11 protein-coding genes and 3 tRNA genes are annotated in these 14,863 nt (G+C 51.7%); 7 read left to right on the top strand and 7 right to left on the bottom strand.

Features of this window, described 5'->3' with window-relative positions; all coding sequences use genetic code 11:
- The first annotated feature begins 56 nt into the window (after window positions 1–56).
- On the top strand, window positions 57–1,214 hold the full coding sequence (queG, locus tag R5268_RS13130; protein WP_218454745.1) for a tRNA epoxyqueuosine(34) reductase QueG: 1,158 nt from the start codon (window positions 57–59) through the stop codon (window positions 1,212–1,214).
- Window positions 1,215–1,912: 698 nt separating this feature from the next.
- Here the strand turns inward: queG and R5268_RS13125 are convergent.
- From R5268_RS13125 to orn, 4 genes are all read right to left on the bottom strand, one after another.
- Window positions 1,913–1,988: transfer RNA gene (locus R5268_RS13125), tRNA-Gly, on the bottom strand.
- 34 nt (window positions 1,989–2,022) lie between these two features.
- Window positions 2,023–2,098: transfer RNA gene (locus R5268_RS13120), tRNA-Gly, on the bottom strand.
- Between the two features lie 35 nt (window positions 2,099–2,133).
- Window positions 2,134–2,209 (bottom strand) — tRNA-Gly (locus R5268_RS13115).
- Window positions 2,210–2,423: 214 nt separating this feature from the next.
- On the bottom strand, window positions 2,424–2,969 hold the full coding sequence (gene orn, locus R5268_RS13110) for an oligoribonuclease (RefSeq protein ID WP_025154642.1): 546 nt from the start codon (window positions 2,967–2,969) through the stop codon (window positions 2,424–2,426).
- A 164-nt stretch (window positions 2,970–3,133) separates the two neighbouring features.
- Between orn and rsgA the strand changes: the two genes are divergently transcribed.
- From rsgA to R5268_RS13090, 4 genes are all read left to right on the top strand, one after another.
- Complete coding sequence (gene rsgA / locus R5268_RS13105) at window positions 3,134–4,183, top strand: small ribosomal subunit biogenesis GTPase RsgA (protein WP_046894238.1); 1,050 nt, start codon at window positions 3,134–3,136, stop codon at window positions 4,181–4,183.
- Window positions 4,184–4,272: 89 nt separating this feature from the next.
- On the top strand, window positions 4,273–5,208 hold the full coding sequence (asd, locus tag R5268_RS13100) for an archaetidylserine decarboxylase (RefSeq protein ID WP_171819775.1): 936 nt from the start codon (window positions 4,273–4,275) through the stop codon (window positions 5,206–5,208).
- Between the two features lie 12 nt (window positions 5,209–5,220).
- Window positions 5,221–8,583 carry a miniconductance mechanosensitive channel MscM gene (gene mscM, locus R5268_RS13095; RefSeq protein ID WP_317419584.1) on the top strand — a complete coding sequence of 1,121 codons (3,363 nt, stop codon included), beginning with the start codon at window positions 5,221–5,223 and terminating at the stop codon, window positions 8,581–8,583.
- A 248-nt stretch (window positions 8,584–8,831) separates the two neighbouring features.
- Window positions 8,832–9,272, top strand: coding sequence for a hypothetical protein (locus tag R5268_RS13090; protein ID WP_317419586.1), 441 nt, complete (start codon window positions 8,832–8,834; stop codon window positions 9,270–9,272).
- Between the two features lie 83 nt (window positions 9,273–9,355).
- Here the strand turns inward: R5268_RS13090 and yigL are convergent, their stop codons facing one another.
- From yigL to recQ, 3 genes are read right to left on the bottom strand one after another with little or no spacing between them, the layout of a single operon-like run.
- Window positions 9,356–10,159: a sugar/pyridoxal phosphate phosphatase YigL gene (gene yigL, locus R5268_RS13085; RefSeq protein WP_025154637.1), complete on the bottom strand. Its 804-nt coding sequence runs from the start codon at window positions 10,157–10,159 to the stop codon at window positions 9,356–9,358.
- Between the two features lie 21 nt (window positions 10,160–10,180).
- Window positions 10,181–11,182 carry a lysophospholipase L2 gene (gene pldB / locus R5268_RS13080; protein ID WP_107680524.1) on the bottom strand — a complete coding sequence of 334 codons (1,002 nt, stop codon included), beginning with the start codon at window positions 11,180–11,182 and terminating at the stop codon, window positions 10,181–10,183.
- Window positions 11,183–11,193: 11 nt separating this feature from the next.
- Window positions 11,194–13,020 (bottom strand): ATP-dependent DNA helicase RecQ, encoded by a 1,827-nt coding sequence (gene recQ, locus R5268_RS13075; RefSeq protein WP_046894235.1) that lies wholly within the window; start codon window positions 13,018–13,020, stop codon window positions 11,194–11,196.
- Between the two features lie 383 nt (window positions 13,021–13,403).
- Between recQ and rarD the strand changes: the two genes are divergently transcribed.
- Window positions 13,404–14,300 carry an EamA family transporter RarD gene (gene rarD, locus R5268_RS13070; protein ID WP_046894351.1) on the top strand — a complete coding sequence of 299 codons (897 nt, stop codon included), beginning with the start codon at window positions 13,404–13,406 and terminating at the stop codon, window positions 14,298–14,300.
- A 52-nt stretch (window positions 14,301–14,352) separates the two neighbouring features.
- The gene (locus R5268_RS13065) at window positions 14,353–14,862 is read left to right on the top strand and encodes a DedA family protein (RefSeq protein ID WP_046894234.1); all 510 of its coding nucleotides are present in this window, start codon (window positions 14,353–14,355) and stop codon (window positions 14,860–14,862) included.
- The last annotated feature ends 1 nt before the right edge of the window (window position 14,863 follow it).

The raw sequence follows: 14,863 nt of genomic DNA, 5'->3' as shown, positions 1-14,863 counted from the left end.
GTGATAAACTCCGCACCATTCTCCATCACCCCTGCAATGTAAGTAAACACTCACTCATGAGCACTGACTCCGTATTACATCAGCTTGCCGCCCGGATAAAACAATGGGGGCACGAACTCGGCTTTCAGCAGGTCGGTATCTGCGATACGGATCTCAGCGCGGAAGAGCCGAAGTTACAGGCATGGCTGGATGCAGGCTATCAGGGTGAGATGGACTGGATGGCGCGTCACGGCATGATGCGCGCACGCCCTCATGAATTGCTGCCGGGCACACTGCGGGTGATCAGCGTGCGGATGAACTATCTTCCGGCCAAAGCGGCCTTTGCTGCTGTACTGCAAAACCCGGAACAGGGTTATATCAGCCGTTATGCGCTGGGACGGGATTATCACAAGCTTCTGCGCCAGCGTCTGAAACAACTGGGAGAGCGGATTCAGGCTGAGTGTGATGTGCTCGCTCTGGGAAATACCCTCAGTTACCGTCCGTTTGTCGACTCTGCCCCGGTACTGGAACGCCCGCTGGCAGCCAAAGCCGGTCTTGGCTGGGTTGGTAAGCACTCACTTATATTAAATCGTGAGGCCGGTTCCTGGTTTTTCCTCGGCGAACTGCTGATTAACCTGCCGCTGCCGGTTGATACCCCTGTTGAGGAGCAGTGCGGCCGCTGTGTTGCCTGTATGACCACCTGCCCGACTCAGGCGATTGTCGCACCTTATACTGTCGATGCACGCCGCTGTATCTCCTACCTCACCATTGAGCTGGAGGGCGCGATCCCCGAAGAATTCCGCCCGCTGATGGGAAACCGCATTTACGGCTGTGATGACTGCCAGCTGATCTGTCCGTGGAACCGCTTCTCACAACTGACTGACGAGGACGATTTCTCACCGCGTAAGCGTCTGCACACGCCTGAGCTGCTGGATTTATTTGCCTGGGATGAAGCGACTTTCCTGCGGGTGACGGAGGGTTCGGCTATCCGGCGCATCGGATATCTGCGCTGGCTGAGAAATATCAGTGTCGCGCTCGGCAACGCCCCGTATGAAGATAAGATTATTATCGCACTGACAGAAAAAACCGGACTGGCTGACTGGCTTGATGAACATATCCGCTGGGCAGTTGCCCGTCAGTATGCCAAAAGAGATGAATCAGGTATCGAAATACAGACTTCACAACAAAAACGTCTGATCCGCGCCATTTCCAAAGGTTTACCCCGCGACGCCTGATCCCGCCTGATTATCCCGTTAAGTTATCCACAATGTTCAGTGTTGTGAATAATATAAAAAGACCTTGCCTATCAATGTGAAGAAAAAATACAAGAGAGCTGTCACACAATTCACATAAATTAAATTAACATATAAATATCAATATATTAAACAGGTATTATTCCGGTATTCAGCGTAATTCTGTGATTCAGCCGACAAAACAAGCCTGTGGATAACTCTGTGCAGAAAAGTGTGTCAGAACACCCGGGATGTGAATAACATGCCCCGCAGCGCTGTGGATAAAAAATGACATCAGGACAAAAAAATGCCCCCGGTTTGACTTAATCACCCTGTGAAAGGTGATGAAAAGCAGAAACTGATATAAAGATAGTCCGGAAAGTACCGGTGATAATCTTTCACTGTCTGAATAATCACCGCTGGTGATCGTTCATCTGCCCCTTCGGCGGAGAGGGCGCAAATTCTATTTCACCCCGCCGGGATTAGCAAGTTTTTTCCCTGTATTTACGAAAAAAACCATCTAACCGATTAAATTATCAGCAAAAATCCGGTCTGATCCGTTTTGTGCTGCCGATGACTGTGACTGATGCTTATTTGCACTGCACAACAATTTTCCCGGTGCAACCGGTAACAGAAAACAGCAAAGGTAAACTTCAGGATAATGATACTTCAGGGGGAGATAATAAAAGAGAAGAAAAAATTGGAGCGGGAAACGAGATTCGAACTCGCGACCCCGACCTTGGCAAGGTCGTGCTCTACCAACTGAGCTATTCCCGCGTCGCAACCGGTATATACCTGACAATCTGAAAATTGGAGCGGGAAACGAGACTCGAACTCGCGACCCCGACCTTGGCAAGGTCGTGCTCTACCAACTGAGCTATTCCCGCATCACAACCGGTATATTACCTGACAAACTGAAAATTGGAGCGGGAAACGAGGCTCGAACTCGCGACCCCGACCTTGGCAAGGTCGTGCTCTACCAACTGAGCTATTCCCGCATATTTTGCAATTTGCCCGCACCGCTTTCGATTGAAAATCTATCTCGGTACGGGGAGCGCATTATACGAAAAATTCATTTTCTGGCAAGCCCTCCGGTACGAAAAAATGAATTTTTTTGTTCAGATGCCGATAAAACCGGCAATTCTGCTATAAAATACGCAACCTGCGTTAATATTAACCTGTCTGCGGCTGAAAATCATGTGCCCCGTTTTATCACAGACGGATAAAGGTTTCACGGTAGTATGCCAGTTCAGCAATCGACTCGCGGATATCATCCAGCGCCTGATGGGTATTTTTCTTGGTAAAGCCATCCAGCACTTCCGGTTTCCAGCGGCGGGCCAGCTCTTTCAGCGTGCTGACATCCAGATAGCGATAGTGGAAATACTGTTCCAGGGCAGGCATATAGCGGAACAGAAAACGGCGATCCTGGCCGACACTGTTACCGCAGATAGGTGATACCCCCTGCGGCACCCACTGTTCCAGGAACGCGATAGTGGCCTGCTCCGCCTGTGCATCGGAGTATGTACTGGCACGGACGCGCTCAGTTAACCCGCTGGCACCGTGTGTGCGGACATTCCAGTCATCCATCAGACCTAATTGTTCATCTGACTGATGTACCGCCAGAACCGGGCCTTCCGCCAGAATGTTCAGGTTTGCATCCGTCACAATGGTGGCGATTTCGATAATCCGGTCACGTTCCGGGTCAAGTCCGGTCATTTCCAGATCAATCCAGATAAGGTTCTGTTCACTTTTAGCCATGTTGTATCCTATAGTTACCTGAGCATCCGCCTGTTTTTTATTCATACGGATTGAATGATGACGGGTAAAATGAATGGTGTATCATAGCGCGTAATCAGCCCTGCTGCGAGTCACCCCGGCGGGCACTTTCTTCTTTACGTGGTGTCAAAACAGACGAGGTTTCGTTGGCTAAACAAAAACTTTCCAAAGGTCAGGTACGGCGTGTTCAGGCAAACCAGCAGCGCAAACTGCGCAGAGAGAACCGGCCGGAGCCTGAAGACAGCCTGTTCGGTGAGGCTCAGGAAGGACAGGTAATCAGCCGCTTCGGGCAGCATGCGGATATTGAGGCGGCAGACGGCTCTGTACAGCGCTGTAACCTGCGCCGCACTATCAAATCACTGGTCACCGGTGATCGCGTGGTCTGGCGTGCGGCATTGCAGAATAACGAGGAAGGCCGCGTTAACGGGATTGTCGAGGCGGTACATGAGCGAGAATCCGTACTGACCCGCCCTGATTTTTATGACGGTTTAAAACCGATCGCTGCCAATATCAACCAGATCGTAATTGTTTCCGCAATTTTACCGGAGTTATCGCTCAATATTATTGATCGCTACCTGGTCGCCTGCGAAACACTGGGTGTGGAGCCGCTGATTGTCCTCAACAAAATTGACCTGCTGAATGATGAAAGCCGCGCCCTGGTCAATGATTTAATGAATATCTATCGTAATATCGGATACCGTGTGCTGGAAGTGTCCGGCCACACCGGCGAGGGGATTGATGCGCTGACTGCGGCACTGGCCGGGCGTATTTCCATCTTCGCCGGACAATCCGGTGTCGGAAAATCAAGCCTGCTCAATACATTGCTGCCGGAAACCGCAGATATCCTGGTCAATAATGTTTCTGATGTTTCCGGACTGGGTCAGCACACCACCACCGCCTCGCGGCTGTATCATTTCCCGCACGGCGGCGATGTGATCGACTCACCGGGGGTGCGTGAATTCGGTTTGTGGCACCTGACACCGGAGCAGGTTACTCAGGGATTTACGGAGTTCCGCGATTATCTCGGCGGCTGTAAATTCCGCGACTGCAAACACGGGGACGATCCGGGCTGTGCACTGCGCGACGCTGTGGAAAACGGCAAAATAAGCGCGGAACGCTTTGAAAATTATCACCGCATTCTGGAAAGTATGGCGCAAGTCAAACCACGCCGTAATTTTACGGCCGGTGAAGACTGACAAGCGCAATAAGCACAGGTACAATAGCCCCCTTTTGTTCAGAATTCGCCGGAAAAACCGGCAGATAACAAACAATACCAGAGGTCGATGTGCTGGATACTCTTAAAATAAAATTACAATATTTGCTGCCTAAACAGTGTCTTACTCAGCTGGCGGGCCGCTTTGCCAACAAAAAACTTGGCTGGCTGACACAGCTGGCGATCAAAGCATTCGCCAAAGCCTATAAAGTGGATATGCAGGAAGCGAAAGAAAGCGAATTTATCGCTTACAGTACCTTCAATGAATTCTTTATCCGCGCGCTGAAAGAGGAAGTCCGTCCGATCGTACAGGGCAGTGAAACTCTGGCGCTGCCGGCTGACGGTACTATCAGTCAGCTGGGGCTTATCCGTGACGATCAGATTTTACAGGCCAAAGGGCATAACTACACCCTGGAAGCCCTCCTCGCCGGAAACTGGCAACTGGCGGATCAGTTCCGCAACGGGCAGTTTGTAACCACTTACTTATCTCCGCGTGATTACCACCGTGTGCATATGCCGTGTGACGGCCATCTGCGCGAAATGATCTATGTTCCGGGCGATCTGTTCTCCGTCAATCCGCTGACTGCTGCCAATGTACCGAACCTGTTTGCCCGTAACGAGCGCCTGATCTGTGTGTTTGATACCGCTTTCGGCCCGATGGTGCAGATTCTGGTGGGTGCCACTATTGTCGGCAGTATGGAGACCGTCTGGTGCGGTATGGTCACGCCGCCGCGTGAGGGCATTGTCCGTCGCTGGACTTACCCGGCACATGACAGTGTCTGTGCGGTAAACCTGAAGAAAGGCGAAGAGATGGGCCGCTTTAAACTCGGTTCCACCGTTATCAACCTGTTCCCGGCGGATACTGTTGCACTGAACAGTGCACTGGCAAACGGTGTTTCCACCCGCATGGGGGAACTGCTGGCCACCTGTATCACAACGGATGATGATGCTCACGCAGAAGACAGCCCTGACTGCCCGCCGCAACCTGACGCCGCTGCCACTAACTGAGGACTCTTCCCTGTGCGCCTGATTATCTCATTTTTACTGGCGGTTTTTCTTTTCTCCCCGCTGACAGCGGTATATGCGGCATCGGATATAAACGAGCCGCAGATCCGCCAGGAACTCAAGCGGATTGAGAGCAGCAAAGATCCGAAAGATATTGAGATGGCTCAGGCGTTACAGGCGACCCTGAACTGGCTTGCAGACAGCAAAGCCGCGGATGAGCGGGCACAGAGCTATCAGGACACCATTGATAACTTCCCGAAGCTGGTCAGGGAACTGCGCCAGCAACTGCTGGAAGAGAGTGATTCTCCGGCCAAAATTCTGACCACCCGCCCTATCAGCGACCTCGAGCAGCAGACTATCCAGCTCAGCGGGCAGTTACTGGAGCAGGGACGGCAGTTACAGCAGGAACAGGATAAAAACCGGGAAATCAGCGATTCACTGACGCTTCTGCCTCAGCAGCAGTCCGAAGCCCGTCGTCTGCTCAATGAAGCCACATCCCGCCAGCAGGGACTGACAACCCCGCTGACACCGCTTGCCGAGGCCCAGTCCACACTGGCCGCAGCAGAAGTACAGGCACGCAAAGCGACAGTCAATGAGCTGGAGCTGGCACAGCTTTCTGCCAACAACCGCCAGGAACTGACCCGCATCCGCCTAGAACTGCTGCGTAAACGCTATCAGCGGCTGGATCTCGAGCTTCAGCAACTGCGCAGTGTACTGAACGGTAAACGCCAGCAGAAAGCCGAGCTGGCTCTGGAACGTACCGAACTGCTGGCTGAACAGGCCGGTGATTTACCGCCGTTCCTGAAAGAACAAGTTGATATCAACCGCGAGTTGTCACAGGTACTGAATGATCAGGCCGTGCACATGAGTGATATCGGGGAAATGCAGCGCCAGGCGGCAACCGATATCCAGAAAGCACGCCAGGTTCTCGGTACCATTCAGGAACAGGCGCAGTGGCTGAACGGCTCAACGGCGCTGGGGGAAGCCCTGCGGGCGCAGCTCAGCCGTCTGCCGGATATGCCGAAGCCCCAGCAGCTGGATAAAGAAATCACCGACCTGCGCGTAGAGCGTCTGAAATATGAAAATATGCTTGATGCCCTGTCCGGTGATAATAATGAACCGGATACCTCGCAGACAACCTCGCTCCCCGCTGATCAGGCCTTGCTGTATCAGCAGCTGGTTGACAACCGCAAAGAACTGCTCGGCTCCCTGCTCTCCGGTTACGACACCGAAATTCTGGAGCTGACCAAGCTCAAAGTAACCACCAGTCAGCTCAGTGATGTGCTGGCTGAAGTCCGCGATGATACACACCGTTATCTGTTCTGGGTGGCGGATGCCACCCCGGTTTCCCTCAATTACCCGATTGAAGTACTGACCAGCCTGACCAAACTGCTGTCTCTGGATACCCTGGCGCAGCTCGGCGGTGCGTTCAAAACGATGTTCTCATGGCAGAACAAAGAGATTTCGCTCTATATTATCGGTACCCTGCTGCTGGCCATTTTCGGCCTGAACTACCGCCGCCATTATCAGGCATTTCTGGACAGAACCAGCCAGCGTATCGGTAAAGTGACGCTGGATCGCTTCTCCATCACGCTGCGTACCCTGTTCTGGTCTGTGCTTGTCTCTCTGCCGCTGCCGGTGCTGTGGTCGGCTATCGGCTACGGATTACAGAATGCCTGGCAGTATCCGATGGCAAAAGCAATCGGCGACGGCGTCAGCGCCACCACGCCGGTTCTGTGGCTGTTTATGTTCTGTGCAACCTTTGCCCGTCCGAACGGCCTGTTTACCGCACAGTTACGCTGGCCGGAAGCCCGGGTCAAACGGGCGATGCGCTTCTATCAGCTTTCTATTTTTGTCATTGTGCCGCTGATGATGGCAATGACCACCTTCGAATACTTCAATGACCGGGAATTCGCCCCGACACTCGGCCGCCTCTGCTTCCTGCTGCTGTGTGCCGCACTATTTATTATTACCAGCAGCCTGCGCCGCGCGGGGGTTCCGCTCTATCTTGACCGTCACGGCAGCGGTGACAATGCGGTCAGCAAAGGTATGTGGTGGCTGCTTCTGCTGGCACCGGTTGTGGCGGCCATTTCAGCTCTGCTCGGCTATCTGGCGACCTCACAGGCGCTGCTGGGCCGTCTGGAAACGTCGGTCGCCATCTGGTTTATGCTGCTGGTGGTCTATAACATCATCACCCGCTGGATGCTGATCCAGCGCCGCCGGATTGCCTTTGAACGCGCCAAACAGCGCCGTGCTGAAATCCTGGCGCAGCGGGCAAAAAGTGATGACGACAGCAGTGTGAACAGCAATGCCAACAGTGCTGAAGGCGTGATTGATATTGAAGAGCAGGTCATTGACCTCGACACTATCAGTGCGCAGTCTGTCGGGCTGGTCCGCTCCATCCTGACGATGATTGCCTTGGTGTCCTGTATTCTGCTCTGGTCAGAACTGCATACCGCGTTCTCCTTCCTGGAAAATATCCGGCTGTGGGATGTCAGCAGCAGTATTAACGGCGTGGATACCCTCCAGCCCATCACACTCGGCTCTGTCTTTGTCGCCATTCTGGTGATTATCATCACCACGCAACTGGTACGAAACCTCCCTGCATTGCTGGAACTGGCGCTGTTACAGCACCTGGATCTGACACCGGGTACCGGTTACGCCATCACCACCCTGACCAAGTACGCGATAACGCTGGTCGGGGGGATTGTCGGGTTCTCGCTGATCGGTATTGAATGGTCGAAAATGCAGTGGTTTGTAACAGCGATGGGTGTCGGGCTGGGCTTTGGTTTGCAGGAAATTTTTGCCAACATCGTTTCCGGTCTGATGATCCTGTTCGAAAAACCAATCCGTATCGGCGATACCGTGACTATCCGTGACCTGACCGGCAGTATCACACGTATTAACACCCGTGCCACCACGCTGACAGACTGGGACCGCAAAGAGATTATCGTCCCGAACAAAGCCTTTATTACCGAACAGTTTATTAACTGGTCGCTCTCGGATACCGTCACCCGTATCGTCCTGACGATCCCGGTACCGGCGGAAGCCAATCCGGAACAGGTCACTATTCTGCTGCTGATGGCGGCACAGGATTCGGCAATGATTTTGGATACGCCAAATCCGGAAGCCTACCTGGTTGATTTACAACAGGGTATTCAAATCTTCGAACTGCGTGCTTATGCAGCTGAAATGGGACACCGCCTGCCGGCGCGTCATGAAATTCATCAGAATATCCTGCGCAGCTTCGCGGAAAACAACATCATCCTGCCGTTCCCGCCGTTTGAGGCGCGGGTGGATATGGTGGGTAACATCCTGCGCAGCGGCACCAAAAACCTGTCGGGCCGTAACCCGATGCGGAAATCAGGCGGGTTGTGATAACCGGTAAAGCCAGATAATAAAAATTAAGATATACTGCTGACAGTGATTCTTCATCTTAAATCAATTATCTGGCAACCATTTTAAATAAAATAAATACAAGTAAGTTAAATTTAGGATGGTGGAATATTGGTATATCTCCGCCAACACGCACCCATGAGACAAAAAGAACTGACGATATTACTTTAGCGGGTAATTATATAAGATAGTTTATTCAGCAGCGGGAGCTATTTTTTTCTGATTACATTATGTGTGATAACGACGATATCCTGAATTCAATTAAAAGTTCGTTTCAAAGTGCATTAAATATTGTAGCAATAAAGGAACATATTGAATCTGAAGTATTTTATATACTTAACTTAGTTAAAGAATCAACAAGTAACATCGTATATCCGGAAATTAAAAACATTGATAAAGATGATATACTATTAAATATGATTTCAGCATATGCAATATATGATAAAGCCATTTATCTGAAAAGTGAAACTAACCCAAAGATAAAATATCTTTTATTTGAATATTCACTAAGTAAATCAACCGGATTTCCGGTAACAGTACGATATAAAAACGAAGAATTTTCTTGTAATACAATAGATATATTAAAGTCAACATTAAAATATATTTTAACCACCCCCGAAACAGCAATGGCTATGGCCAATTTATTTAATGGTAAAGATGCAGATTATTAATACTGCCGATTATTGCAATCTGAAAGAAAAAAACCGCCGGAAGAATAACATCCGGCGGCTTTCTGTTGATCTGAATATCACAATTACTGCTGATATAACCGGCGCAGATAATGGGCGACGGCGTCATCCGCATTAGAACCGATCACTTCCATCTCCGGCAGAATATCTTTCAGACGCTGATGCGCTCCCGCCATAATGCAGCCTTTTCCGGCCATTTCCAGCATTTCGCGGTCATTCATACCATCACCGAAAGCGATGCAGTCATTCAGACGGTAACCCAGTGATTCTGCGACCTGCTGCAGTGCCTCACCTTTTGAGACGCCACCGGCCATCACTTCCAGGCAGCTGCGCAGCGAGAAACTGACATTCACTCTGTTACCGAAACGCACACGGATTTTTGCTTCCAGCGCGACAAGTTTCTCGTGATCATCACAGGTGAAGTAGACTTTACAGACCTGATCCACCGGAAAATCATTGCGGTCAAACAGTTCATACATAAAGACAGATTCCTGGAAAAACTCTTTTTGTTCAGGGCTTTCCCGGTTGATCATCCAGCCGTCACCGCGGTAATAGTTGGTGAGGATATCCGGATTATCAAACTCCATCAGGCACAGCTCACGGACCACATCCGGGTCCACATCATGGCTGAATACCAGCTCACCTTTGGTGTTGTGTACCCGCGCGCCATTGGAGGTGATCATAAACGCATCAATTCCCAGCGCATCACGGATCTGCGCCACATCCACATGATGGCGGCCGGTGGCAAAAACAAAATGCACGCCTTTATTGATGGTCAGCAGGCGGAGAGTTTCCTTGGTATAGGGGGTTAAACTGTGGGCAGGTGATAATAACGTTCCGTCTAAATCTGAAGCAACCACATGATACATATGCAAATTCCTGAAAATTGATTAGTGGAGTCCGAAAAAATGACAAATCGCATTGAGCGCGACAGCGCGCAACGCGTCTTCTTCGAACAGGATCTCGTGATAAGCTCCCTCAAACGTCAGAGGCATATGTTCTTCTTCTTGTCCTGTCCGGGCTTTACGGCGGTTTTCGCAGAAAGCCAGCAACTCCCGATTGTCCACCACCTTATCTTCTGATGCCATCAGCACCATCAGCGGGGTGTTTATCTCTCCCGCCCGCGCAATTATCTTCTGTCCGATATCAATGCTTTCGCGTAACCAGTGATACGTGGGTCCGCCGAGACGTAAAGCAGGATAGTCAGCATAACAGCGCAGGTAACGCCGGTACCGCGGGTAACTGTGGGTCAGCATGTTGATTAAAAACGGCAACGGCTGCCACTTCCCGGTTGATACCGCATACTCATTGCGTTCCGACGGCCGTTTATCGGCGCGGTTCACAATCATATTGGCCAGCCACATCGGCATCGGTAAATTAATGCCGAACATCGGGGCACATAACACCGCGGCACGGAAAGTATCCGGCTCGCGTAACAGATAACCGCCGAGTATCGCACTGCCCATCGAGTGTGCCAGTGCATAGCGGTACGCATAATCTTTCTCCGCCAGCGCGATTTTCGTGAACTGAGAAAAATCATCAATATAGTCGTCGAAACGTTCGACATGGCCTTTTTGCGGGTCATCCAGCATCCGGCCGGAAAGCCCCTGTCCCCGGTGATCCATAATAAAGACATCAAAACCGAGGTGGAAAAAATCGTACAGCACTTCCGGATATTTGACGTAGCTTTCACTGCGTCCGGAACTGATCACCAGAACTTTGTCATGCGCAGGATCGGTAAACTGCACATAACGGATAGTGACATCATCCGCGCCCTGAAACGTCCGCTCATCCCGCCGGTTCCAGAAATCAAGTAACGGGCCGTTAACGAAAGCTGAATACTCCGCTTCGCGTTCCAGCCAGCTTGCTTTCAGGGTGTCCGGTGGCAGCATAGGGTGCTCCTCTAGTCATCGAATCCGGTAAGATGCTCGCGGATAAGGGCCATAAATGCATCGCCGAATCGTTCCAGTTTCCGCTCTCCGACGCCATTTATCAAGAGTAAATCATTTGCCCTGACCGGGCACTGCTCCGCCATTTCAATCAGTGTGGCATCGTTAAAGACCACAAACGGCGGGATATTTTCTTCGTCAGCGATGGATTTGCGCAGCTTGCGCAGTTTCGCGAACAGTTTTTTGTCGTAATTACCACCGTAACTGCGGGCGGTCTGGCGCGGTTTGATATTCTGTATCCGCGGTACCGCGAGTTGCAGCGGGACTTCACCCCGCAGCACCGGGCGGGCGGATTCGGTTAATTGTAACGCAGAATAATTTGCGATGTTTTGCGTTATCAGCCCTAAGTGGATCAGCTGACGCAGCACACTGACCCAGTGCTCCTGACTTTTGTCTTTGCCGATACCGTAAACCGCGAGTTTATCGTGCCCGTATTCGCGGATCCGCTGGTTATTCGAGCCGCGCAGCACATCCACAATATACCCCAGACCAAAGCGCTGTCCGGCGCGGTAGATACAGGATAACGCCTGCTGAGCCTCAAGCAGCCCGTCATACTGTTTCGGCGGGTCAAGACAGATATCGCAGTTACCGCACGGTGTCTGGCGGTTCTCGCCGAAATAATTCAGTAACACCAGACGGCGGCAGGTCTGAGCCTGGGCAAAGGCGCCCATCGCATTCAGTTTATGCTGTTCGATATCTTTCTGCGGTCCGGCCGGTTTTTCATCCAGACAGCGGCGCAACCACGCCATATCCGCCGGATCATAAAACAGAACCGCTTCCGCACTGACGCCGTCACGTCCGGCACGGCCGGTTTCCTGGTAATAGGATTCAATATTGCGCGGGATATCAAAGTGCGCGACAAACCGGACGTTGGATTTGTTAATCCCCATCCCGAACGCCACCGTGGCCACCACAACCTGCAAGTTGTCCTTGAGAAAGGCATCCTGAACCCATTCACGCTGGGAATTATCCAGACCGGCATGATACGCAGCGACACTCAGCCCGCGTTTTTGCAGACGGGCGGCGACATCTTCCACTTTATTACGGCTGTTACAGTAAATAATGCCGCACTGGCCTTTCTGACCGCGGACAAACATCCAGAGCTGATCAAACGCTTTATATTTTTCCACCAGCGTGTAACGGATATTCGGGCGGTCAAAGCTGCTGATGTGGATCAGCGGGTCGCTTAAACGCAGCCGCGAGCAGATATCAGAGCGCGTGGTGTTATCGGCAGTCGCTGTCAGGGCAATCACCGGCACACCCGGCAGATGCTGGCGTAATTCACCTATCGCGCAGTATTCCGGACGGAAATCATGACCCCATTGTGAGATACAGTGTGCTTCATCCACCGCCAGCAGCGATGGCTGCCACTGCTGTAACTGGCGGATAAAGCTGCTCATCAGCAGGCGTTCCGGCGCCACATACAACAGTTTGATGCGGTTGCTGTGACACCCTTCCAGTACCTGCTGCTGCTCCTGCGGAGTCTGCGCCGAGTTCAGATAACCGGCATCCACACCCAGCAGGCGCAGCTGATCGACCTGATCTTTCATCAGGGAAATCAGCGGTGACACCACCACTGTCAGCCCCGGCAGCATCAGTGCCGGAATCTGGTAACACAGTGATTTCCCGCCGCCCGTCGGCATGACCACCAGACAATCGCGTCCGCCGGTCACGGTATCGATAATATCGGACTGTCCGGCACGGAATTGCTGATAACCAAAGACCTGGCGCAGGATAGCGTCAGCGTCGGGCAGGGTATTGATGACTTCAGCGGTAGACACGCAGCTCCTCAGGTGAAACAGAAATCCGGGCAGTGCATTCTGCCGGTGAAAAGATGCTTCTATGCTAGCTCAGTTTGCCATCAGATAACAGACTATCCGCACGGACGGTGATAATATTCGATCGGTGCTGAGTTTTTTTACGCACACCTGCTGGTGTAATTTTGTGATGCACGTTAGACTTTCACATCTTTTTAACGTCTTTACTGCTATCCGGCGTATCGCAGGCGATCACATTTTACGAATAATTAATTAATAACGTGATTAATCACGTTGTAACTATATAATTTCAATGTGATGTGATTTCAATGTGATGTGATTTCAATGTGAAAGTGATCGCACCGGCAGGTATCTTCTTTCCTTTTTTCTTTCAGACTTGGACTATCATGAGCCAGCAACAGACCGTAAAAGGCGTCCTTTGTGCTCTCGGCGCTTACTTTATCTGGGGTATTGCCCCGGTATATTTCAAACTGATCCAACAGGTACCGGCGGATGAGATCCTGACCCACCGGATTATCTGGTCATTCTTTTTTATGATCCTGCTGATCAGCGTATCACGCCAGTGGCCGCGTATCCGTCAGATTATCCGCCAGCCGAAGAAAATCATGATCCTCGCGCTGACCGCCTGTATTATCGCCTCAAACTGGCTGATCTATATCTGGGCGGTGAACCACAACCATATGCTGGAAGCGAGTCTCGGGTACTTTATTAACCCGCTGGTCAACGTTCTGTTCGGGATGCTCTTTCTCGGTGAGCGTTTCCGCCGCCTGCAATGGTTTGCGGTGTGTCTCGCCTTTACCGGCGTACTGATCCAGCTCTGGCAGTTCGGCACCGTGCCGGTGATCGGACTGAGTCTGGCCATGACATTCGGTCTGTATGGTCTGCTGCGTAAAAAGCTGGGTGTGGATGCCCAGGCGGGTATGTTGGTGGAAACCCTGTGGCTGCTGCCGGTTGCCGGTATTTATCTGCTTTTCTTCGCCAACAGCGCCACCAGCAATATGACCATGAACAGCCTGACGCTGAATCTGCTGCTGATTGCGGCCGGGATTATTACCACCGTACCACTGCTGCTGTTTACTGAGGCCGCTAATCATCTGCGTCTCTCCACGCTCGGCTTCTTCCAGTATATCGGCCCGACCCTGATGTTTGTGCTGGCAACCACCGCGTATGGCGAGGCCATTTCCGCCGAACGGCTGATCACGTTTGCCTTTATCTGGGCGGGACTGATTGTCTTTACTCTGGATGCACTTTACACCCAGCGCCACCGTTACAAAAAAGCGTGATACTCTGTAAGACAGCGCCGGGTTTGCCGGTGCTGTCTCCGGGAGGATAAACATGGATTGGATCACGCATCATCTGGCAATATTGCACAACCATCCGCTCTGGCTGCTGGCCATCCTGTTTTGTATCGCCCTGAGCAAATCCACGATTATTCTCTCATCTGTCCTTCCGCCCGCCTCCGTCATGCTGATGACCGTGGTGACGCTGGCATTTCCGGTCGTTCCGGTGGTGATTATCTGGCTGGTGATTACGCTGGGTGCTGCCTGCGGTTCGATGATTTCGTATTATCTCGGGCGTCTGATTGTCACCCGCAATTATTTTCCGGGGCTGATGGCAAAATACAAAACCGCCCTCGGCAAAGCTCAGGCACGGCTTCAGACCAGCGGGCTGCTGATCCTGTTTACCTCACGGTTTATTGCAGTGCTGCGGTATCTGATCCCGATGGCCGCCGGATTACTGCGTTTCACACAAACCCGCGTGCTGGTAACCTGTCTGCTCTCTGCCGGGGTCTGGACAGCCCTTTACATGCTGATTGCAAAGGGCATTGAATTCACATTTTTCTGAG

It is taken from the genome of Morganella sp. BCCO 40_0007, from assembly GCF_032989665.1.
Taxonomy (GTDB): domain Bacteria; phylum Pseudomonadota; class Gammaproteobacteria; order Enterobacterales; family Enterobacteriaceae; genus Morganella; species Morganella sibonii.
The sequence above is the reverse complement of the archived record's forward strand: the minus strand, read 5'-3'. Positions and strand labels throughout refer to the sequence as shown.

What these genes read in the sequence shown, in the direction of transcription:
- queG (WP_218454745.1), top strand. Translation starts at nt 57, where the DNA reads ATGAGCACTGACTCCGTATTACATCAGCTTGCCGCCCGGATAAAACAA.
- orn (WP_025154642.1), bottom strand. Translation starts at nt 2,969, where the DNA reads ATGGCTAAAAGTGAACAGAACCTTATCTGGATTGATCTGGAAATGACC.
- R5268_RS13090 (WP_317419586.1), top strand. Translation starts at nt 8,832, where the DNA reads ATGTGTGATAACGACGATATCCTGAATTCAATTAAAAGTTCGTTTCAA.
- yigL (WP_025154637.1), bottom strand. Translation starts at nt 10,159, where the DNA reads ATGTATCATGTGGTTGCTTCAGATTTAGACGGAACGTTATTATCACCT.
- pldB (WP_107680524.1), bottom strand. Translation starts at nt 11,182, where the DNA reads ATGCTGCCACCGGACACCCTGAAAGCAAGCTGGCTGGAACGCGAAGCG.
- rarD (WP_046894351.1), top strand. Translation starts at nt 13,404, where the DNA reads ATGAGCCAGCAACAGACCGTAAAAGGCGTCCTTTGTGCTCTCGGCGCT.
- R5268_RS13065 (WP_046894234.1), top strand. Translation starts at nt 14,353, where the DNA reads ATGGATTGGATCACGCATCATCTGGCAATATTGCACAACCATCCGCTC.